Source organism: Photobacterium arenosum (assembly GCF_014841115.1).
Lineage (GTDB): Bacteria > Pseudomonadota > Gammaproteobacteria > Enterobacterales > Vibrionaceae > Photobacterium > Photobacterium arenosum.
The window spans coordinates 1-22,972 of the sequence record NZ_JACYTP010000017.1 but is presented as its reverse complement, the minus strand read 5'-3'; the positions used below and the strand labels follow the sequence as shown (position 1 = coordinate 22,972).

Below are 22,972 nucleotides of genomic sequence, written 5' to 3'. Positions count from 1 at the left end.
TTTCCATATCCTTTCGAATTTGGCGGAATTGCCAATCAGTTGTTTAACGAACGAGGCACAGGTTAGGAGAGTTTTATGACAGGTTTGTTGCAGTTTGTTGAACACTCTATGAAGATGAAACTAAGTGGCTGATATACATCAATAATTGCAGTTAATGTGAAATCGTAGACTGATGAAAGGCTATCAATAATACTCATGAGGTATAAATGATACCTGACTGCATGATGAATTATGGAAGGCATTTCTCACTTGAGCCGCGGGTCTGCCATGGCAGATGAGGGTCAGGTATCCCGGTGTCACCTTTTTTTACACAGCAAGACGTAAAGGGTTCTGGGCAAGCAGGTATGAAAAAAACGCAAAATTACCCGGAAAATCCCCACACAGCTTGGTGAGCGCTATAGCCTTGATTTACTGAGGTCATTTCCTGAAAAGTTCCGCTTCCGTTACTGCGCTGTTTTTCGTTCAGGCTGCGATGGCACAGAACTTGAAGCACTCCTGCACGAACACAAAAACGACAATAAAGTTGGGTTGGGGGTGTGTAATGAAACCTGTGACAAAAATAACGATGTTCAGTCTGGCGATGCTGGCAAGTGCTCATGTCAATGCCGCATTAGTCACTGTTGAGTTTGGCGCATTTACGGGTTCCTGGGTTAACGCGGTGGCAGATTCCGGCAGTGGTCAGCCAATGACGATCGGCAATGCGACGGATAACCCTATGTTACGCTGGGGGCTGCCATCGCCGTCTTCGGGTCCGCAGAGCGGCTATGATTTTGCCTCTGCAGCCAGCTTCGACACCACGTTTGATACAGATACCGGCACCAGCGATGATTTTCAGCTGGGGACTTTTACCCATTTAAATAATGTCATTCTGAGCTCAGGTGCCAGCCTGCAAAGTGTCGATTTGCAACTGAGCACGACAGTGTCTATTGACGGCGGAACGCCGGTGGATGTGCAGTTTGTGTTTAACTTTACCCATAACGAGACCAGCAACAGCGCGGATCCCTGCGCGAACGGGGAAGCGAATGGCGTTGGGGTAAACGTGAACGGCTGTGCGGACATCATTACGGTATCCACCTCGCAGTTCACGGATGTCACTACCGTAAACGGCATCCAGTATACGGTGAACATTCAGGGTTTTCTGGTCAACGGTCTATTTGCTGATCGGTTTGAAACCGTTGAGCAAAGCACCAATCAGGCTTTCATTCAGGCTAATATCTCTGCACTGACTGAGGTGCCGGTACCAGAACCCGCCAGTGTTGCCATTCTGGGTACAGTGCTGGCTGGCATTGCCATGATACGCCGCCGTAAACGGCAGAATCAACGGCAGAATCTCAGCTCATAACCCAATCTCATCCAGCCGCAGAACCTGCGGCTTTTTCTTTGCCTGAACAGCGAATATTTATTCTTCGGGGCATGAAATTTTTCAGGCAGGAGTTTTACTGACTTGCAAGTCAGAATTAAATATATTTGTACTATTTATGCAAAAATTTGAGCTTGAGTAGCATTCTGTCATTCCCTCGTGGCATTTATTTGCCTTTATTTTTCTTTTTGTGAATAGTGAGGACAAAATTACATCAAATCGTTGTTTGGGGCGCGTCAATGCAGCTTAGTCATTTCTCAATCCGCAATAAAATTTTGGTTTTAGGTGGTGCAGTCTCACTGATGTTCGTGATTGCAATGTTATTCATTAAATCAGCTAATGACCGTATTGGCAGTAATTTCAGTGAGTTTTACCAGCATAACTATAAAGTGTCGCAATTAATCAGCCAGATTCGCCAGGCGCAGGCCGATATTATCGGTAATGTCAGGGGGCTGCAGGTGGTGTACCTTCTGGGGTTGTATGAACAAGTGCCTGAATTTAATGCGATTGTCGATAAAAACAGTGCGATCACCCCGGAACTGGTGAAAGAGCTGAAGCAAGACTACAACGGTGACCCTCAGATGTTGGCGGACTTTGAGCAAAAGTTATCGACCTACCAGGCCAATACGCTTCAGTTTGTGTCGGATATGGAATCAGCACCTAACCATCAGGCACCTTATCCAGTATTCAGAGCCTTTGTTGACAGCTATGAAGCCCTGAATCTGCAGTTCGATAAAATCCAGCAGGCCAGTGCTCAGATGGCGATTCAGGCCAATCAGGATACCTTGCAGTCAATTAAAACCGCTAATACTGTCTTTTATATCTCCATTATCCTGTCGGTGCTGATTGCGTTTGTATTGAGCCACTGGATTGCGCGAGGTCTGGTTGGCGGGATCAGCCGGGTTAAGGCAACAGCCGAAGCCCTGGCCAGCGGCCATCTGGATGTGCTGTCCAATGTTAAAGGGACAGACGAAGTGGCCCAGCTGAGCAGCGCGATTGACAGCACAGTCAACCGTCTGAACAGTACAGTTGCAGGCATAGTGCGCTCCAGCACACTGGTGACCGAGAACAGCCGTATTTTACAAGATGCCAATAACAATATTCAGGTTGCGGCGGGTGAGGTATCAGAGCATACCATTCAGGCCGTGACGGCGATTGAAGAGCTCTCGACAACCAGTAAGAGTATTGCGGTCAATACCTCAGATTCAGCCAGAGCATCTGATCAGATGATGGGACTGGCGGAAAGGGGCATTGAATCTTCTGAGCACACCCAGTCTGTGGTTCAGCGGCTGGTTGCCACCTTGCAAGATACCTCGGGCGTCGTTAATGAGCTGCATGGCGAATCCCGCAAGATTGAAAGTATTCTGGAAGTGATACGCGGTATTGCTGAACAGACCAACCTGCTGGCCCTGAACGCGGCGATTGAAGCAGCCCGGGCCGGTGAACAGGGACGGGGCTTTGCTGTTGTGGCCGATGAAGTGCGCGGCCTGGCGCAGCGCTCACAAACTTCTGTCAACGAAATTGAGCAGATGCTGGCTCAGCTGCAACAAGCCTGCAGCAGCGCGGTTGACATGATGGCAGACAGCACCACAGAAGCCGATCAGGCCGAAGCGAGGATGTCAGAAACCAATCAGTTACTGGCAGACATCATGAACATGATCAATCAGGTTAATGAGCAGACTCAGCAGATTGCGACGGCAGCGGAAGAGCAGAGCGCGGTTGCCGCCGATATCAGCCAGAATATTCATACGGTGCAGGCGTTGTCGGATAAGACCTCGTCTATCGCCTCTGAAACGGTACAATGCAGCGATGACATGCACCGTGTCAGCCAGGAAGTGGTTGAGCAGGTCAGCTTTTTTCAGGTAGCCAATGCGAGTGAAGGTCACAGCATCAAGGCCAGCTAAAAGAAGCAGCAATAGAACAACGTATTGAAAGTTAATGTATTGAAAGTTAATAAAAAATAAGAAACCCGCCAATAAAATTACTGGCGGGTTTTTTCGTACTGTGTAAGACCTAAAGGCCTATTTATAGTAGTGTCAGCGGTTTGCTTTTTCTGTCTTAATGCTGAGATCTGAGCACGAGATAACAATATTGCAGGCCAGTGTACTCACTGGCCCGTGACTCATTGCGTATTCACCCTTTGTGTACTAACAGCTGTGTACTAACGGGCGACTTCATCCACCAGATACAAGATCGACTGATAAGGCACACCACTGTGATGCGAGAGGCCGATTTCGCAGGTACGGCTGTTGCTGAAACCACGCCGGCAGTCTGGCGGAACCTGAGCCTTCAATGGTTCCAGCGAGGCGGCGTTAAGCTCAGGGATACTAAATCCTTTATCGCCCGCCCAGCCACAGCACTGAATGTGCTCCGGCACTATCACAGTGCTGACACAGGCTTTGGCCAGTTCCAGCATGTCATCTTCTAGCCCCATTTTGCGGCTGCTGCACGTGATATGCAGCATCACAGTCTCATGCAGACGTTTCAGTTCCAGATGTGGCAACAGATAATGCAGTACCAGCCCAACAGGCTCGACAATATTCATCAGCCGGCTGAAACTTTCCACACTGCGTTTGGCGCAGGGGCTGGCATCAATCAGAATCGGGTATTTGCCCTGTTCACTGGCTTGCCAGAGCGCGTCTTCGAGTTGCTGGCTTTTTTGCGCCGCAGGCTCTGTCATCCCTTTGCTGTCGTAGGGCATACCGCAGCAGAGATCGTTGACCGCCTGAGGGATAACAACATCAAACCCTGCCTTTGAAATCAGTGACAGCGTCACTTCTGTGAGCGGGCGCTGATCCGGGTTATCTGGTTGCTGACCCATAGTGCGGCTGGCACAGGAAGGCAGGTATACCACTTTTTTCTCGCCGTGTGCCGGGCTGCTGCCGGCAGTTTCAATTAACTGATGGCGATTGACTGCCGGTAATTCTGGCAGCCACTGTGGTGTACTGTTGTGGCTCCAGCGTCTGGCTGCGTTGCTGATCGCTGTCATTCTGTGCTCACCAAGCAGAGACTGGGCAGACTGCGCCACGCCAAGACCGGTTTTCACTAAGCGGGTAGTGGTGGCGAAGTGATCGGCGGTCCAGCGCGCAATCGGCGCAAAGCGCTGATACTTGTCGGTACGCAGTTTTTTGATCAGATCCCCTGTGTTAATGCCCACCGGGCAGCGATCGGCACACAACCCTGTGGCCGCACAGGTGTCAACGCCCTGATACTGAAAGACAGATTCCAGTGCTTTTGCGCCGACTGAGTCTCCGCTGCGATGGCGATGCTGCAGCTCGCGGTATAACACAATGCGCTGACGCGGGGATAAAGACAGCGTCCGCGACGGACAGACAGGTTCACAAAAGCCGCACTCAATGCAGCGATCCACCAGTTCGTCGGCCGCAGGCATGGGTTTCAGGTGACGAAGATGGGCGTGCGGATCGTCATTGATGATCACCCCAGGATTCAGCAGCCCTTGCGGATCGAACAGCCGCTTGATGCGCTGCATCAGCTGGTAGCCTTCTTTGCCCCATTCCAGCTCGACATAAGGCGCCATGTTGCGGCCGGTGCCATGTTCGGCTTTCAGCGAGCCATGATACTTGACGGCCACCAACTCGGCGACGGCATCCATAAAGGCACCGTAACGGTCGATTTCACTCTGAGCATCAAACCCCTGGGTGAACACAAAGTGCAGATTACCTTCCAGCGCATGGCCAAAAATGATGGCTTCGTGATACCGGAACTGCGCAAACAAGGCCTGTAGATCACGAACGCCTTTAGCCAGATCTGCGACAGGGAAGGCGACATCTTCAATGATGACAGTGGTGCCGGTTTCCCGTACCGCTCCCACGGCGGGGAACATGCCTTTGCGGATCGCCCACAGTGTATTGACAGTGGCCGGCTCAGAGGTGAAGGGCACAGATTCGATAATGGTAAACGCCGACAAACTGGCCATGATGGCGTCGCACTGACTGAGCAGTTCGTCGTGCGTACCTGCCCGGCTTTCAACCAGCAAGGCGGCGGCTTCCAGATCCAGATGGGCGATAAAATCGGGCATTCCGGCTTTATCGGCAACGGAGCGCATCGCGCGACCGTCCATCATTTCGACGGCGGAGACAGGGGTGGTGGCCAGTACTGTGGTCGCTTCACTTGCGTGCTCAATATTACTGAAAACCAGCAAAGCAGAGGCTTTGTGAGGGTGCTCGATAACCGTCTTGTAAGTGATGTCGGAGATAAAGCCCAGCGTGCCTTCCGAGCCGATCATCAGATGTTCAAGAATATCAATAGGATCACTGAAATCGGTCAGTGCATTCAGCGCGTAACCTGTGGTGTTTTTCAGCCGGTACTTATGCTGAATTTTATCTTTCAGTGCCGGGTGAGTGTCGACGTCTTTCTTCAGTTCAGACAAATCGCCGAGTAATGAGGCATGGCTGCGGCGGAATGCGGCTTTACTCTCTTCATCGCGGGTGTTCAGTACCGTGCCATCGGTCAGAACAACTGTCATCCCATCTACAGTGCGATAGGAGTTTTGTGCCGTACCGCAGCACATACCACTGGCATTGTTGGCCGCGATCCCGCCAATTTTGCAGGTGTTGATCGAAGCGGGATCCGGCCCGATCTTGCGTCCGTAAGGGGCCAGATAGCGGTTAGCATCCGCGCCGATAACACCGGGTTGCAGGGTAATTTTCAGCCCGTGGTCTTCAATGAGATGGCCTCGCCACTGATCGCTCAGGGTGATCAGTACCGAATCGGAGACTGCCTGTCCCGACAGGCTGGTGCCTGCGGCGCGGTAGGTGTAGGGAATGTCCAGCTCGGCGCAGGCGCGAATAACCTCAATGACCTGATTCTGGTTGTGCAGGCGAAGCACTATCTTAGGGATCAGGCGATAGAAGCTGGCATCGGTGCCGTAGGCGAGGCGCTTGGCTTCATCTGTGATGATCTGCTCGGCATTAAGTAGGGTGCCAAGCTGCTGGATCAGCTGCTGGTAGTTGTCCGTCATAGTTGCCCTTGCTCGTAGACGAAAAGTGAAAAAGTCTGATGCTTTTATTTATGAATCATGAAGATACTTTGAGTGTAGCGTGTAACAGCAAACAGACTTTGCTCTTGATCTCAGCTTTCGGTGCTCAGCGGCATTTCTGTTAACAGGGTGTGAACCCTATCGCTTTCCTTATTATCAGAAGAGAAAAACCATAAATTTGTGATCTGAATCTATACTTGAGTGTAACTGACTCTGGTCACCTGCAGAAATTTACCTGACAGCCTCCAACCCAAGGGATTGAGCATGAACTGGTATTTGTACGCACTCAGAAAGTACGCGGTTTTCTCAGGTCGCGCGCAGCGACAGGAGTACTGGTATTTCTTTTTGATCAACCTGGTCGTTACTCTGGCGCTGGGCATAGCAGATAATCTTCTCAATACTCCGGGTGCGGGCGAGGGGACAGGCTTACTGGGCGGTGTGTATTCGCTGGCAGTACTGATTCCTTCTGTCGCGGTAGGGGTTCGGCGCTTGCATGACATCGGCAAATCAGGCTGGTGGATGTTACTGAGCCTGATCCCGGTATTGGGCTTCGTCATTCTGCTCTTTTTCTTTGCCAGAGCGGGCCAGCCCGGCTCGAATGAATACGGCAATAACCCAAAAGAAGAGAACGGAATGGGCCATATGGCGATGTAAGCAGCAGCCGGACATGCCTGGTAACACTCTGTGGGTTACCCTGACGCAGTTTCGTGGTATTTTCCTGTGGCTGATGCTGAAACCTAAGTCAGTGCATCAGATTATCACGGGTCAGGGTACGAGACAGACGGGCAATCATGCAGTATTTTTTCCGACGACAATTCTTAGCACACTGGGCGTTACTGTTAACGGTCTGGGTGGTGTTCGTGTGTCTGTCGAAAAACACGGCTCTGCTGGCGCTCTGTCCGAGTCAACCTGTTGAGGTCGTGCAAATCTTCTCTGTCAGTGAACTGGCTGAGCCTGAAGCCTCGGCAGATTCCTCTGAGTGTGATTTGTCGGAACAACTGCTACAGGTGAAATATCAGCAGCTTGATACTCTCTTCCTGATCCCCATTCTGCTACTGACACTGTTGCTTGCTGGCTTGTTAGGCGCTGGCTGTCTCTCTCCGCCTCCGTCTCGTGAGCCTAAAGTCCCTAAAAGGCGCATTCATCTGACACTTTGTATTTTCCGGGAATAACACACATAGCATCTGGCGTGATGCCAAAAAATCTGTGTGTTTATTACTTAGGAAAGACAATGCAAAAAAATTTACGATTGACCATCAAATGGCTGACAAGCAGCGGGTTATGGCTGTGCCTGTTATTTATGTCTGTGGCCCAGGCATCAGTCGTCAGCACGGGCTGGCTGAGTGACCCCAATCATCCGCCGGTTGAAACACGCTTTGTGTTAACCGGACAGACAGATGCTGTCAATGGCACAGTGGCCGGTTACCTGGAAGTGCGCTTGCAACAGGGCTGGAAAACCTACTGGCGATCACCCGGCGAAGGGGGTGTGGCACCCAGTATGAACTGGCAGGATTCGGCGAATATTGCCGAACTGGACTGGCAGTGGCCTGTACCGCAAAGGTATGACGTACTCGGTGTGGAAACCATAGGCTATGCTGAGGATGTTATTTTTCCGATGACCATCAAGGTGGAGGATTTTTCTCAGCCTGTGATTCTGCTGGCCACTCTCAGCCTGTCTTCGTGCTCGACGGTTTGTGTGATCACCGATTATCCGATCGATTTGTCCTTTATTCCCTCAGAGCTGACGCCTTCAGAGACTGACATGCGCCGCTATGCACAAGCGTTAAGCACTGTGCCGCAAGCCTCTTCGCTGGCTGAGATCAAGTCAGCGATCTGGGATGCAGAGCAAAGCAAACTGCAGGTAGTTTTGAGCAACGAACAGGGCTGGGTCAAACCTGATCTGTTTATTGATGGTGATTCCGACGCCGTTAAAGACAGCCATTTCTCACGTCCGGACATCAGTATCGAGGGGGAAACCCTGACGGCGCAGATAAGCGTGTCGAGCTGGTTCGGTCAGCCGGATCTCGCCCAGCAAGCGCTCACGGTCACAGTGACAGACGATGCGGTGTTGTCTGAACACAGCCTACAGGTGCAAAGCGGTATCGTTACCGGTCAGGCAGGTCATAGCCTACTGGTCATGTTCGGCCTGGCGCTGCTGGGCGGACTGATCCTCAATATCATGCCGTGCGTGCTGCCGGTGCTGGGCATGAAACTCTCTACCGTGCTGACGGCCGAGAAGCAGGAAAAGCAACAGATCCGACTGCAGTTTCTGGCCTCAGCCGGCGGGATCATCAGCGCATTCTGGCTGATTGCACTGGCGCTGGTGGCGCTGAAGCTGTCCGGACAGGCTATCGGTTGGGGGATACAGTTCCAGAGCGGGGCCTTTCTTGCCGTGATGGTACTGGTGACCTTCATGTTTGGTGCCAATATGCTGGGGCTGTTCACCATCAGCCTGCCATCGGGCATCAGTACCTGGCTGGGCACCAAAGGTGGCAAAGGCTATGCCGGTCATTATGCGCAAGGTATGTTTGCCACCTTTCTTGCCACGCCCTGTTCTGCGCCGTTTCTCGGTACGGCGGTCGCCTTCGCTCTGGCGGGCAGTATCGGCAATCTGGCTGTGATCTTTACCGGCCTGGGGCTGGGGATGGCACTGCCCTGGATAGCTATCGCATTGTTCCCGTTTATGGTGCGATGGTTACCTAAGCCGGGTGTCTGGATGGGCAAAATGAAAGTCCTGTTCGGGATCATGATGCTGGCGACAACGCTATGGCTGCTGACTCTGCTGGCCCCACACTGGCCGATCTGGTCTCTGTGGCTGGCAGGTATTGCGGGTGTGAGCCTGATTGTGTGGCGATCCGTTAAAGTGTTTGGCGGCAAGCCTGTGGGTGTGCTGGGCAGCGTGTTTCTGCTGTTCAGCGCTGTTGCCCTGCTCGCAGCCAGTCTGACGGCTGAAGAGTGGGCGACACCTTTGCCGCCGGAGCCAAGCTGGCAGCCGCTGATTGCTGCTGATATCAGTAAGCAGGTTACGCAGGGAAAAACCGTGTTCGTGGATGTGACCGCAGACTGGTGTATCACCTGTAAAGCCAACAAGGTTCGCGTACTGCTGCAGCAACCGGTTTACGACGCGATTCAGCAACCCGGTCTGGTGCGTATGCAGGGAGACTGGACAATTCCTAATGATGCAGTGACCGCCTATTTACAGGCCAATGGCCGGTTCGGCGTACCATTTAATATCGTCTACGGCCCGGGTGCCCCTCAGGGTATTGCGTTACCTGTAATTTACACCAGCGAGGATGTAATGCTTGCTATTCAACAGGCTCAGGGAGGATAAGCCAATGAGTGAAGAGCATAAAAGGCACGCGGGGAAGTGGAAAAAGTGGCTGAGAGAAATCCTCTTTTTTACTGTGCTGCTGACTGTGGTTTCAGTGGGGGTCGATCTCTGGCGAAGTCAGTCCGTACCGGATGACGCACCTTTTACCCTGAAAGCGCTCGACATACAGGGTGAGCCGGTTGATATTGCCGCGCTCAGTAAAGAGCAGCCTGTGATAGTGTATTTCTGGGCAACCTGGTGCGGCGTGTGCCGTTTTGTCACCCCGAGTGTTAACTGGCTGAGTCAGTATTATCCAACGATCGGGATTTCTCTGTCGTCCGGTTCTGATCAAAAACTGCAGCAGTATTTTGCCAGTAAAGGGCTGGATTTTCAGAATGTGAATGACGAAAAAAATGTGCTGGGTCGTGAATGGGGTGTGGCGTTTACGCCAACTGTGTTTATCGTCCGTGATGGTAAGGTTACCTTTATCACCAGTGGCATCACCACCCCGCCGGGCTTGCTGGCAAGGCTCTGGCTGAGCTGAGGCTCTGGTTAAGCTGAAGCTGATTGATCGTAAAGCCTGTCTGCCTCATCGGCGGGCAGGCTTTATGCTATCGGGACAGATCCTGCCGACGGCTGAGATCTCTGGCTAAAATCAGCGCCAGCCCGATGATCTGCAGAAATAGCGCGAGGTTTCTCAAACCGGAGATGTGCGCCATCAGGCGGGTGTGCTTATCGGCCAGTGAGAGATTATCGATAAAGAGCTGATTGATCTTTTCTCTGAGCAGTTCCTGTTCGGTATTGAAGGCAGCCATGAGTCCTGTCAGCTTGTCTGTTGCCAGACCGGCGAATGTCGCATTGTGTAATGGTGCCAGTTGATCTTGTATTTCCTGCTGAACCGGGGCGGGAAGTGGCGCGCCGCTTAGCTCACTGAGCGACACTAGGTTCAGCACTAACTCCCGCTTTCGTTCTATCCCTTCAATCTGTTGCCAGGTCAGGCTGATGAGCTTTTCATTATTGTTTTGCTGCTGAATGAGCTGGTTGGCATCAACCGTGGCACCGTCGATATAAAAGTTGGTCATCAATGCCGAGACGATATTGAGCAGCAGCCCTGTAGCGACAAGTATCCAGGTAGGAACCGACCATCTGCGCATCAGTTGAATTCCGTAACAACACTATCTTTAGTATGACCAGGCTGGCGCGGTATTTGTTGCAAGGGTAAGAATGCACGAGAAAAGGGCGTAGTAGCCGTGTTGCATGATTGACTTTTCTTGTCACAGGTATCATTTTTTTAATAGAGGAGTCCATCAGTATTGACCTTCCCCTAAGGGAAAGCTTTAGGGTGTAGGCGTTCAGATATTCATAGGCTGGTTATGCGTCGGAAATCACGTCGGACAATCTGGTTAACCTTATTGACTTCACTGGTACTGATTGTATCGAGTGTGGTCAATAGCACGCCTTTAATGACCTTCAGTATGATAAGTGACAGCATGGTAATGGCTGAACATCACTGTGCCGGTATGTCTCACACATCTGACAATGAGCACTCAGAACACAGCGCGCAGATGCCACCCGGTTGCGATCATGATATGACCATGGCTCACACCTGTTGTACCGCAACTTGTAGTACAGCTTTTGTGCTGCCCGTCCAGCATCAGCCTTTTCCTCTTAAGAGCCAGTTAGCTTTGAGACCAGCGGAGAGCGTTGTTTCTGTGGTTTACACTTCCCAGTCCCTTTACCGTCCTCCCATCGCCTGAATCCATTCTTCGTAAGTTGTCTCACCGTAACTGACGGTGAGTATCGTTTTTCTGCCGCTTTCCGGCAGCAAACAGAATGGATGTTATGGTGAAAAAACATATGCATGCTTTGGCGCTGAGTCTCAGTGCCGCCTGGCTGTACCCGGCATGGCAGTTTCCTGTCTGGGCAGCAGAGACGCTGGCCGTCTCCGCCCACAAGGAAGCTCAGCCAGCATCGTTACAAACCTTGATCGCGCTGGCTGTACGCAATGACGCCAGTCAGGCGCAGCTCGCTGCGCAGTCCAGTGCGTTACGTGAAACGGCCGTCGCCAGTGCCACTCAAATGGATCCCAAACTGAAAGTCGGTGTCGGCGGCTTGCCTGTGGACAGCTTTCAGTTTGATGACGATCCCATGACCAATATTTCAGTCGGGCTGATGCAGCAGTTCGAGCGCGGAGACACGCTTGAGCTGCAGGCCAGAAAAGTGCGTCAGCAAGCGGAAGGCGTGGACTGGCAAATTCAGGCCCGGCAAAGGGAGGTCGCCAACAGTATTACCCAGCTGTGGCTTGAATTGGGCTATCAGCAATATGCTGAACGCGTGTTAAGGGAAAATCAGCGCCTGATGTCGGAAATGGCCGGTTTTATCCAGACCAATTACGCAATTGGCAAAAGTGAAAGCCAGGACCTGCTTCAGGCCCAGCTTCAGGTGAGTCGGCTGGACGATAAACTTCAGGCCAACCGGCAGAGCCAGCGTAAATTGATGTCGCAGATGTCTGAATGGCTGGGGGCAGACTGGTTGTCGGCGAATGCTTCACTGGCTGCCGGTTATCAACTTGACAGGGCAGCGCTGGACGCTGTGCTGAAGTCGCACAATGGCACGAGTCAGTTTTACACTTTGCTGGCTCAGCACCCCATGGTGGCAATGACTGAAGCGGCGATTTCAGCCAGTCAGACTCAGGCAGATATCGCTGGCGAAGCTTACAAGCCTCAGTTTGCCGTGGAAGTCATGTACGGCTACCGGCAGGCCAATAATATGCGAGGCGAACCGGCTTCAGATCTGCTCAGTGCTTATCTGACGGTGGATCTTCCGCTGTTTACGGACAACCGGCAGGACAGAAACCGCGCTGCTGCGCATTATCAGGTTGGCGCAGCCAAATCACAAAAAGACCTGCTCCTGGCTCAGCTGAACGCCAGGGTGAATGCCTTGCTGGCTGACAGACAGAGCCAGGCAGAGCGGCTGGAACGTTATCAGAACAGCTTGCTGCCGCAGGCGAAAGAAAGAACCAAAGCCGTGGAACGCGGCTATCAGAATAACACCGCGCAGTTCAGTGATGTGATCAATGCGGCCAGCGATGAACTGGCACTTGAACTGGAGTTGGCACGTTTGACGGCCGATTTCAGCCAGACCAGCAGTACGCTGGCATTTTTGCTGGGTGGTCAAGCCTTGCAAACTCTCGCCCCATCACTGACAGACCAAGGAAAATAAGAATGAAAACAATAACAATTACTGTGCTGGCGCTGCTCATTGGAAGCGCAATCGGCTATGTGGGCAGTCAATACCTCAGCAGCCAGGCTCTGTCAGCCAATAACAGCGACTCATCAGCGGATACACCCAAAGCCCCGCTGTACTGGGTGGCACCTATGGACCCCAACTACCGGCGAGATCAGCCGGGAAAGTCGCCGATGGGGATGGATTTGATCCCGGTTTATGAAGAAGACCAAGGCGGTTCGAAGACTAAACCGGGCACGGTACGTATTGATCCGGCGGTGGAAAACAACCTTGGCGTGAAAACGGCCGCGGTGTCTGTCCAGCCACTGTCGCCCAGAATTGAAACCGTCGGGTATGTCGCTTTTGATGAAAGGCACTTGTGGCAAACCAACGTGCGTGTCAGCGGCTGGGTGGAGAACCTTTACATCAATGCGGTTGGTGAGCAGGTGAAGCAAGGAGATGTACTCTTCACCCTGTATTCACCGGAACTGGTCAAAGCCCAGGAAGAGCTATTGAATGCATACCGCACTAAACGTGATGGCCTGATTAAAGGCGCCTATGAGCGCTTGGTGTCGCTGGGAGTTGATAAGGCACAAATTCAGGCCATCGCCAGAAGCGGAAAAGCGGTACAGACAGTGAAAGTGAAGGCCCCGGCAGACGGGGTGATCGCCAGCCTGAATGTCCGTGAAGGGGCGTATCTGTCACCGGCGCAGTCGGTGATCAGCGCAGGGCCCTTGAATACAGTCTGGGTCGATGCCGAGGTGTTTGAACGCCAGGCGCATTGGATAACAACAGGCAGTAAAGCCACCATGACGCTGGATGCCCTGCCGGGCAAAGCGTGGCAGGGGCGTGTGGATTATGTCTATCCCATTCTTGACCCAGCCACCCGTACTCTGCGGATGCGGCTGAATTTCAACAATGCAGCGGGCGAACTCAAACCCAATATGTTTGCCAACATCGTGCTGGAGCCCGAGACAGACAAAGCGGTGATGACGATTCCGGCCTCTGCGGTGATTCGCTCCGGCGGTATGACGCGCGTGGTGTTGTCAGAAGGTGAGGGGAAATATCGCTCTGCCCGGATAGAAGTGGGCCGCCAGGCGGCAGAACAGATTGAAGTCCTGCAGGGATTAAGCCTGCAGGACAGTGTTGTGACCTCTGCACATTTCTTGCTGGACTCAGAATCCAGTCAGTCGGCAGATCTGGCACGCATCAACGGTGTTGAACCTGAACAAGCCACAGTCTGGGCAACCGGTGAAATTACCGAGGTGATGGCCGATCACAAGATGCTGACGATAAACCATCAGCCTGTACCGGAATGGGACTGGCCGGGCATGGTGATGAATTTCACTCTGGCTGAAAGCCTGGAAATGGTACCACTGAAAACGGGACAGACACTGGATTTCGAAATTACCAAACTAGAATCCGGCCAGTATCAGGTGGTGGATTATAAGGTGCAGGAGCAGCCTGCTGCCCGGGAAATCTGGGTAAAAGGTGATATTACAATGCTGATGGCGGATTTCGGGATGATCACTCTGTCACATTCAGCGGTGCCTGAATGGCAATGGCAGCCGGGCGAAATGAATTTCACCGTCGATGACAGTATCGATCTGTCTGCGTTTACAGAAGGGCAAACCGTCCGCTTTCTGATTGTCCGCAACGGCAGTGAGTACAGCCTGAAACAACTGATTGCGGCCGGGGGTGAGCAATGATAGCTGCCATTATTCGCTGGTCACTCCACAACCGTTTTCTGGTGCTGATAGCGGCCCTGTTCCTGACATTGGCGGGCCTGTACAGCGTTAAAAATACCCCAGTCGATGCACTGCCGGATTTATCCGATGTACAGGTGATCATCAAAACCAGCTACCCGGGACAGGCACCACAAGTGGTGGAAGATCAGGTGACGTATCCGCTGACCACCGCCATGCTGGCAGTGCCGGGTGCCGATACGGTCCGTGGCTATTCCTTCTTTGGCGACTCGTACGTGTATATCATTTTCAACGATGATACCGACATGTACTGGGCGCGTTCCCGGGTACTGGAATACCTCAGCCAGGTTGCGCCCAAGCTGCCGGCGAACGCGAAACCGACCCTGGGCCCGGATGCGACCGGCGTTGGCTGGGTATACAGTTATGTGCTGCAGGATAAAACCGGCCAGCACGATCTGGCTGAGCTGCGCAGTCTGCAGGACTGGTTTCTGAAGTATGAACTGCAAACCGTTAATGGGGTGTCGGAAGTGGCCACAGTCGGTGGCATGGTGAAGCAGTATCAGGTGCAGATAGATCCAGCCAAGCTGCGCGCTTACGGGTTGACGCTTCAGCAGGTTAACAACGCCATTCAGAGTGGTAATCAGGAAGTTGGCGCGTCGGTTATCGAAGTGGCCGAAGCCGAGCACATGGTCAGAACAACCGGCTACCTGACCGGCGTTGACGATCTGAAAGCGTTGCCACTGAAAACCACAGCCAAAGGCACCCCCTTGCTGCTGGGAGATATCGCCGATATCAACATTGGCCCGCAGATGCGACGCGGCATTTCCGAGCTGAACGGCGAAGGTGAAGCGGTAGGCGGTGTGATTGTGATGCGCTATGGCGAGAACGCCAGTCAGGTAATTGAGGCGGTGAAAGCCAAACTGGCAGCACTGCAGCGCAGCTTGCCGGACGGTGTCGAGATAGTGCCCACTTATGACCGTTCAACCCTGATTAACGCTGCGGTTGAGAATCTGTGGCAGAAACTGGCGGAAGAGTTCATCGTGGTGGCGATTGTTTGCGCCATCTTCCTGTTCCACATCCGCTCCTCACTGGTGATAGCTATCAGTTTGCCGGTCGGTATTTTAGCGGCCTTTGTCGTCATGCACTGGCAGGGGATCAATGCCAATATCATGTCGCTCGGCGGGATTGCGATTGCCATCGGGGCGATGGTCGATGGCGCGATTGTGATGATTGAAAATGTGCACAAGCACATCGAACGCACACCGCTAACAGATCAGAACCGCTGGCAGGTGATCGGCAAAGCGGCAGAAGAAGTCGGTGCGCCTTTGTTTTTCTCGTTGCTGATCATCACCCTGAGCTTCGTGCCTGTGTTTGCGCTGGAAGGTCAGGAAGGCAAGATGTTCTCGCCGCTGGCTTACACCAAAACCTATGCCATGGCCGCAGCCGCCGGACTGGCGATCACGCTGGTTCCGGTGCTTATGGGCTACTTTATTCGCGGTAAGGTGTTGCCTGAGCACAAAAACCCGGCCAACCGCGGGCTGGTGGCCCTGTACCGGCCGTTGCTGAATCTCAGTCTGGCTTATCCTAAAGCCGTGATTGTAGTGGCACTGGCGCTGCTGGCTTCGGCTTACTACCCGGCCGCCAGAATGGGCAGTGAGTTCATTCCGCCGCTGGACGAGGGCGATCTGATGTACATGCCAACCACCTATCCTGGTATTTCAGTTGGCAAGGCGCGTGAGCTGCTGCAGCAAACCAACAAGCTGATCAAAACCGTGCCGGAAGTGGAAACCGTGTGGGGCAAGATTGGTCGGGCAGAAACCGCAACCGATCCCGCGCCGCTGACCATGATAGAAACCGTGATTCAGTTCAAACCGCGCGATCAGTGGCGCGAGGGCGTGACGACAGAATCGCTGCGTAAAACTTTCGACGATCTGGTGCAGTTTCCCGGCCTGACCAATGCCTGGGTGATGCCGATAAAAACCCGCATCGATATGCTGGCAACGGGTATCAAAACCCCGATAGGGATCAAAATTGCGGGGCCGGATCTGAAAACAATAGAAACCATCGGCGCGCAGATTGAGCCTATCCTCAACGCGATAGCGGGCACGGCTTCTGTCTATGCCGAGCGGGTTGCCGGTGGGCGCTATGTCACCATTGATATCAAGCGCCGCCAGGCTGCGCGTTACGGATTGAACATCCAGGACGTTCAGCAGGTGATTGCCTCTGCAATTGGCGGTGTGAACGTCGGCGAAACCATTGAAGGGCTGGAGCGTTATCCGATCAATGTCCGCTACCCGCAGGACTATCGGGATTCCGTGGTGAAACTGCAGAACCTGCCACTGGTCACGCCTAACGGCGCCCGGATTGCCCTCGCCGATGTGGCCGATATTCGCTACGAAGACGGGCCGCCGATGATCAAAACAGAAAATGCCCGTCCCAACGGCTGGGTGTTTGTGGATATTGAAGATCGTGATCTGGGCTCTTACGTTGCCGAAGCCAGAGAGATTGTGGCCCGCGAACTGTCGCTGCCAGCCGGTTATTCACTGACCTGGTCCGGGCAGTATGAATATATGGAACGGGCTAAGGCAAAACTCAGTGTGGTTACGCCTGTTACGCTGATGATCATTATGCTGCTGCTGTATTTCAGCTTTCGTCGCATCGGTGAAGTGCTGGTCATTATGGCCACCCTGCCGCTGGCGATGGTAGGCGGTGTCTGGCTGATGTATCACCTGCAATACAACTTCTCTATTGCGGTAGGCGTCGGGTTTATCGCATTGGCAGGCGTGGCGGTCGAGATTGGCGTGATCATGCTGGTGTACCTCAATCAGGCCTGGCACTGGCGCAAATTACAGGCAGAAGAGCAGCAGAATCACCTGCAGCCACAGGATCTGACCGACGCTATCCGGGAAGGGGCCGGGCTGCGTGTCCGTCCTGTGATGATGACAGTTCTAACAGTCATCATTGGCTTGATTCCCATTATGTACGGCTCAGGCACAGGATCGGAAGTCATGCAGCGTATTGCCGCACCTATGATTGGCGGCATGGCGTCAGCCTTGCTTCTCACCTTGCTGGTGCTGCCCGCCATTTTCAAGCTGTGGAAGCAGCGCGAAGTGACATCAAACCGTTAACTATCTTTGCCTTTCTCCTGCCCGGCGGGAGAAGGGCACAAAGGTAAACACATCAGAATAATTTTGCTGAACACAAAGGAAATACAGATGAAAAAAACAGTACTCGCCCTGATCATCACACTGGCCTCGACGCCTGTCCTTGCGGATGAAATGGGTCACGGTTCAATGGACCACGGCTCGATGGATCATTCGAAAATGGACCACAGTAAAATGGATCATTCAGGGATGAAAATGGATGGCATGAACATGGAAGGCATGTCTGCTGTCGGTATGCCCGCCAAAGGCGCCAAACCCGACAAAGTGGTTCACGTTATTCTCTCCGATGACATGAAGATCCGCTTCAAGAAAGACGTGCAGATCGAAGCCAACGATGTCGTGCAGTTTGTCGTAATGAACACAGGCAAGATCGACCATGAGTTCTCCATCGGCTCAATGGAAGAACAACTCAAACACAGGGAAATGATGCGCAACATGACAACCGGTCATGCCCACGACAGCGGCTCAACTGTGACGGTGAAACCGGGTAAAGCCAAAACCCTGCTCTGGCACTTCCACGGTGAACCAGAGGTCGAGCTCGCCTGCAACATCCCCGGCCACGCCGAAGCCGGTATGGTGAAGAGCATCATGGTGCAGTAATCCAGCCCCATCAACAGCTTACACTTCACCTACTCAAGGAGGCACTGCCTCCTTTTTTCTCGCCGCAGAACTTGCCCTAATGCACAGATATGCAACTCAAAACACACCAAAGCGTGAAACAGCGGCCATATCTGAATATTATGTAAAAGTGTCAAATTTCCATCATGCGATTCACTTCAATGTGAAGGGCGGTAGCGTGTTTGATCAGGGTGAGAGCACGTATGTTCACTTTTTGAACACACGTAAGTTCTCTCGGGCTGGTTGAGTAATTATTAGACACCTCATGCATTTCACACCTGTGGCAGGCGGTTAAAAATCACTATTTTTGTATATCCCAACATGCTTTTTATATGGTGATTTTACAACTTGTTAACTCATGCTCTCACCCTGCGTGTTTGATGAAGAACAGACCTGAGACTATAGAAAATCGCTTTATTTTTTCGAATCACTTGTCACTGATTTACGATGCAACGAACATGAATGATGAAATTATATGTGAATCAGTTACATAGAAATTGATACAAAAGCGAGATATACGACATCATGTCGTATATCTTAGTGATGAGGCTATATGATAAAGTTAGATTTTTTGTTTTATACCAAATGGTTACGTGTTAATTTAAGTGAAGAAATATACGACAGAGTTATACGACATGATGTCGTTGAATAAAATGTTATGTGCTTTCGGAGAAAACGATGAATAAGTGTCTAATCATCATATTAGCTAGTCTTTCATTTGGTGCTCTTGCTGAAGAAGAGCCCATTGACTGTAATAATGCGATGACCACAATCGAGATAAACCAATGTGCCGCTATTCAATTAGAGTCAGCACAAATTAAATTAGACAAATATCTAACACTAGCTTTGAGCACAACGCTCATGACCCAGAACTGATCGCAGCAATTAAGCTTGCTCAACAGGATTGGCAAGCATATATGTCCTCACACTGTGATTCGGTTTATACGCAATGGCGTGATGGAACTATTCGTGGAATTATGGCGATATCGTGCAAAACTAAGTTAACTAAGCAAAGAACGCACGAGTTATGGGAAAACTTTTTAACTTATATGGACAGCACACCTCCAGTTTTACCGGAGCCAAGTGTAGAATAGGTTTCAACCACACACATAACAAACTGTTCAAGAGGGATTCGCAACGCGTGGCATTTTTACTGTGCGTTGGTTTAAGTGATTAAGGTGGTATGCGGTGGCTTCGGTATTGCGTTGCTCACCCCTTAACAGGGCGTTAGCCACACCATCATATTAAGGAGGTTTCATGCGACTCAAGGAAATAAAGATAAAAAACTTTAGAGGCTATAAAGAGGAGACCTCCGTATCATTTGAGGATGGATTAACGGGTATCACCGGAAGAAATGACGCAGGAAAATCCACGATTCTTGAGGCTCTCGAGATTTTCTTTAATAACAAGTCTGTGAAAATAGATAGTGATGATAAAAATGTAGAGTCTGATGATTCTGAAATAAAAATATCATGTATTTTTGATGAATTATCTGAAGAAGTTGTTGTCGATGAGAATTATCCTACAAGCTTTAAAAATGAGTACCTACTAAATAGCAATGGTGATATCGAAATATCGAAGGTATTCAAGGTGCAAAAAACAGTCTCAGCACCTTCCATTTTAATTCGCTGCATGCACCCTTCTATCGAAAGCGCTAATGATCTACACAGCTTAAAACTATCGGAATTAAAGGCTCGAGGTAAAGAGTTAGGTGTCGACGGAGAGGTAGAGGATAAGAGAGTTTCAAGTTTATGGCGCTCTGCTATCTGGAAGAAATTTGATAACTTACTACTGACGGACTTCTATTTGGATGTCAGTGCGCTGGAAAAAGAATCAAAGAATATATATAAGAAAATTGAGGCGGAAATGCCTACTTTTGCCTTGTTCAAGGCTGATAGAGAGAGTAACGATTCTGATCCTGAGGCAAAAAACCCAATTCAGGTTGCGGTAGATCAAGCTAAAAAATCACTTCAGAAAGAAATAGATGAGCTGCAAGAAAAAATCGAACAGTCTGTTTTGGAAGTCGCAGAGCGTACGAAAGAAAAATTACGGGAAATGGATCCGGCGCTGGCTTCGGAATTACACCCAAGGTTCAAGGATAAGCCAAAGTGGACTTTCAATTTCACGTTAGATGGTGAGGGAGGAGTTCCGATAAATAAGCGTGGTAGCGGTGTTAGAAGACTTATTTTGCTTAACTTTTTTAGAGCTGAAGCGGAAAAGGTTCGGGTGGAAAAAAGCTCTCCTAAGGTTATATACGCTATTGAAGAGCCTGAAACATCACAACACCCAAGCTATCAAATCATGCTTATTGAGGCGCTAATCGCTTTGTCATGCAGACCTGACTGCCAAATATTATTAACAACGCATGTCCCAGCGTTGGCTGGACTTCTGCCTATAGAATCTATTCGCTTTATCGAGAAAGACGAAAATAACACTCCTAATATAACCAGCGGGTCAGATGAAGTCCTTGAAAAGGTAGCAATCAGTCTAGGTGTACTCCCTGAAAGTGAAATTGCATCATCACGGGGCGTTCTCCTAGTAGAAGGTCATAGCGATGTGACATTTGTTAACCATTCCGCTGAGCAATTAAAGATTAATGGTGATATTGAAAACACCTTGTCTGAACTCGGGATAGCTTGCATTCCTATAGGTGGCTGTGGAAATCTAAAACATTGGGTGTCCAAGAAGCTTATTGATCAACTGGGTTTGGAGTGGGGAATATTGATGGATTCTGATCTAGGGGATCCAATTCAAAATCCAAGGAATGTGGAGAAGATCTCTGAACTGAAGGCGCAAGGAAAAATTGCTCTCCTTACCAGGAAAAGAGAGCCTGAGAACTATCTAGATCCTGCCCTTTTTCAGGCTTCTCATGATATCAACATTGAGTACACAGATACCTGTGATGCGAAAAAGAAAATCGCAACAGCATTAACCGTTAGAAAAGATGATGTATTGGAAAGATTCTGGCCAAGGATGACAGCTGCACAAATTAAACAAAGATCAAAATATTGTGGAGACGACGGTGCAGATAGATATGAGATCGAAGAAATTATTCAAACTGTCTCACAGCTGGCAAATGGCTAACAAGTTGCTGCACGCGGATAAATTACTCGCTGCGCTCCTAATTTACCGGTGAGCAAAGCGTTAGCTATCATAGGTCAATATGCAACTGAAGTATTTGATTATAGAATATGACAATCTAAAAACTTAGGAAGTACTACATAGATGTTAAAGCTCAAGTTAAATGATAGGTCTTTGTTTGGTAATGATGCAGGTGAAGACGAAGCTCAGGAAATCCTAAATTCCTATTTTATCGATAATGATGACTTCGATGATTTTTATGACGATGAGCACCGATTATGCGTTGTAAACGCACGAAAAGGTATGGGTAAGTCAACGCTACTATCTAAACTAGATTATGACTTAGCATCAAAAGAAGAATATGGTCGTCCAATCGTTGTTCGTGTTACAGGAAATTCATTATTAGGGTTAGGGGACTTTAATGGTAAAGATCCCGCATATCTGGAGAATTACTGGAAACAAATCATCTGTAAAGAAATCAACATCCACATAGGTAAAACAATTAACTTTGCTTTTACTAGTGATGATATGTCAATGGTAGAGATTTCTGAACTAGAGGGAATGAAAAGCAAAAATTTGATCGGAGGGCTAATATCCAGAATAAAAGGAAAGCTCCCTGTTCTTGGTTCTGAAACTCAAGGGTTTAAGCCAGAAAACTTAGAAAGGCTTCTTAATAATTACTTAGACGATAACCATGATAAAAAAGTATGGCTGTTAGTAGATGATATTGATGCGAAATATATAGATAGCGAAGACTTCCAACATCGTATCAGTTCATTTTTTAGTGCTATTCGTAGCCTTTGCTTTGATGTGAAAAATTTAAATATACGAGCAACAGTACGTTCCGATGTATGGACGAACTTAAGACATGTTGAAGATTTGGATAAATGGGATCAGTACATTGTTAATATCGTTTGGACTAAGCGACAAATGAGGGAGATGCTTGCTAAAAAAATTCTGTCTTATGTCCAGAGAAAACATTCTGACTCTCCAGAAGCAAAGTATAAATTTGATCGTGACTATAATAAATTATTCAAGCTCATTTTCATATCTCCAATAAACTGGGCGGGGAAAGAGGCTCCTGTTTTCGACGCCATCAATGCTTTCTCAAATCATAGACCTCGCTCAATGGGACAGTTGTGTAGGATGGCGGCAAACCAAGCTCATAGAAGTCGTTGTAAAGTTTCTTTAAGGCAGTTCAATGAAATTTTGACTAAATTTGGACAAAATCGCCGTGATGACTTGATTAAAGAGCATCAACATCAATTTCCGGAATTGGAAAATTTGATTGACACATTCAGAGCAGGCCAAAAGGAATACACATTTTCTGAATTAGAAATGGTACTCGATAGTAAGTTTATAAAAGGGCGTGAAGTATCAGATATCCCAGGGCAAGATCACGAACGTTTTTTGAACAAAATAGATCAGTTTGACGATCTGGGCTGGTTGTGATCATATACTCCTTTTTTACGGGAGTTCCTGATGAATATCGATGCTTTTTCTCAATTC

Annotated in this window: 15 protein-coding genes and 1 pseudogene; 14 read left to right on the top strand and 2 right to left on the bottom strand. The window is 50.1% G+C overall.

Translation table 11 applies throughout. The features are described from left to right. The first annotated feature begins 541 nt into the window (after positions 1-541). Together IFO68_RS19580 and IFO68_RS19575 are read left to right on the top strand one after the other, a co-directional pair. On the top strand, positions 542-1,342 hold the full coding sequence (locus tag IFO68_RS19580) for a THxN family PEP-CTERM protein (RefSeq protein ID WP_192017480.1): 801 nt from the start codon (positions 542-544) through the stop codon (positions 1,340-1,342). Positions 1,343-1,599: 257 nt separating this feature from the next. Continuing rightward, a complete protein-coding gene (locus tag IFO68_RS19575; RefSeq protein ID WP_192017479.1) occupies positions 1,600-3,264 on the top strand; it encodes a methyl-accepting chemotaxis protein in 1,665 nt (554 codons plus the stop codon). 257 nt (positions 3,265-3,521) lie between these two features. Here the strand turns inward: IFO68_RS19575 and IFO68_RS19570 are convergent, their stop codons facing one another. Next, positions 3,522-6,341 (bottom strand): FAD-binding and (Fe-S)-binding domain-containing protein, encoded by a 2,820-nt coding sequence (locus IFO68_RS19570; RefSeq protein WP_192017478.1) that lies wholly within the window; start codon positions 6,339-6,341, stop codon positions 3,522-3,524. A 282-nt stretch (positions 6,342-6,623) separates the two neighbouring features. On the opposite strand from IFO68_RS19570, the gene IFO68_RS19565 reads away from it, so the two are divergent. From IFO68_RS19565 to IFO68_RS19545, 5 genes are read left to right on the top strand one after another with little or no spacing between them, the layout of a single operon-like run. Next, positions 6,624-7,013, top strand: a complete 390-nt coding sequence (locus tag IFO68_RS19565; RefSeq protein ID WP_192017477.1) for a DUF805 domain-containing protein — start codon at positions 6,624-6,626, stop codon at positions 7,011-7,013. Between the two features lie 13 nt (positions 7,014-7,026). Next, positions 7,027-7,275, top strand: a complete 249-nt coding sequence (locus tag IFO68_RS19560) for a hypothetical protein (RefSeq protein ID WP_192017476.1) — start codon at positions 7,027-7,029, stop codon at positions 7,273-7,275. Beyond that, positions 7,220-7,531 (top strand): hypothetical protein, encoded by a 312-nt coding sequence (locus IFO68_RS19555; protein ID WP_192017475.1) that lies wholly within the window; start codon positions 7,220-7,222, stop codon positions 7,529-7,531. Before IFO68_RS19560 ends, IFO68_RS19555 begins: the two co-directional genes overlap by 56 nt. 59 nt (positions 7,532-7,590) lie before the next feature. Then, the gene (locus IFO68_RS19550; protein ID WP_192017474.1) at positions 7,591-9,690 is read left to right on the top strand and encodes a protein-disulfide reductase DsbD family protein; all 2,100 of its coding nucleotides are present in this window, start codon (positions 7,591-7,593) and stop codon (positions 9,688-9,690) included. A 4-nt stretch (positions 9,691-9,694) separates the two neighbouring features. Continuing rightward, positions 9,695-10,213 carry a protein disulfide oxidoreductase gene (locus IFO68_RS19545; RefSeq protein ID WP_192017473.1) on the top strand — a complete coding sequence of 173 codons (519 nt, stop codon included), beginning with the start codon at positions 9,695-9,697 and terminating at the stop codon, positions 10,211-10,213. A gap of 67 nt (positions 10,214-10,280) precedes the next feature. Here the strand turns inward: IFO68_RS19545 and IFO68_RS19540 are convergent, their stop codons facing one another. Next, positions 10,281-10,823 (bottom strand): hypothetical protein, encoded by a 543-nt coding sequence (locus IFO68_RS19540; RefSeq protein WP_192017472.1) that lies wholly within the window; start codon positions 10,821-10,823, stop codon positions 10,281-10,283. Positions 10,824-11,514: 691 nt separating this feature from the next. Between IFO68_RS19540 and IFO68_RS19535 the strand changes: the two genes are divergently transcribed. The 7 genes and pseudogenes from IFO68_RS19535 to IFO68_RS19505 all read left to right on the top strand — a co-directional run bounded on the left by IFO68_RS19535 (position 11,515) and on the right by IFO68_RS19505 (position 22,915). After that, positions 11,515-12,891, top strand: coding sequence for a TolC family protein (locus IFO68_RS19535; protein WP_303454281.1), 1,377 nt, complete (start codon positions 11,515-11,517; stop codon positions 12,889-12,891). 2 nt (positions 12,892-12,893) lie between these two features. Beyond that, a complete protein-coding gene (locus IFO68_RS19530; RefSeq protein ID WP_192017470.1) occupies positions 12,894-14,603 on the top strand; it encodes an efflux RND transporter periplasmic adaptor subunit in 1,710 nt (569 codons plus the stop codon). Then, positions 14,600-17,728 (top strand): efflux RND transporter permease subunit, encoded by a 3,129-nt coding sequence (locus IFO68_RS19525; protein WP_192017469.1) that lies wholly within the window; start codon positions 14,600-14,602, stop codon positions 17,726-17,728. The genes IFO68_RS19530 and IFO68_RS19525 overlap by 4 nt, the downstream gene beginning before the upstream one ends. Before the next feature lie 87 nt (positions 17,729-17,815). Then, positions 17,816-18,364 (top strand): copper-resistant cuproprotein CopI, encoded by a 549-nt coding sequence (copI, locus tag IFO68_RS19520; RefSeq protein ID WP_192017468.1) that lies wholly within the window; start codon positions 17,816-17,818, stop codon positions 18,362-18,364. Positions 18,365-19,060: 696 nt separating this feature from the next. Then, positions 19,061-19,476: pseudogene (locus IFO68_RS19515) on the top strand (lysozyme inhibitor LprI family protein). Positions 19,477-19,639: 163 nt separating this feature from the next. Continuing rightward, positions 19,640-21,466, top strand: coding sequence for an AAA family ATPase (locus tag IFO68_RS19510; RefSeq protein WP_192017467.1), 1,827 nt, complete (start codon positions 19,640-19,642; stop codon positions 21,464-21,466). A gap of 141 nt (positions 21,467-21,607) precedes the next feature. Then, positions 21,608-22,915: a P-loop ATPase, Sll1717 family gene (locus IFO68_RS19505; RefSeq protein ID WP_192017466.1), complete on the top strand. Its 1,308-nt coding sequence runs from the start codon at positions 21,608-21,610 to the stop codon at positions 22,913-22,915. Positions 22,916-22,972: the final 57 nt, after the last annotated feature.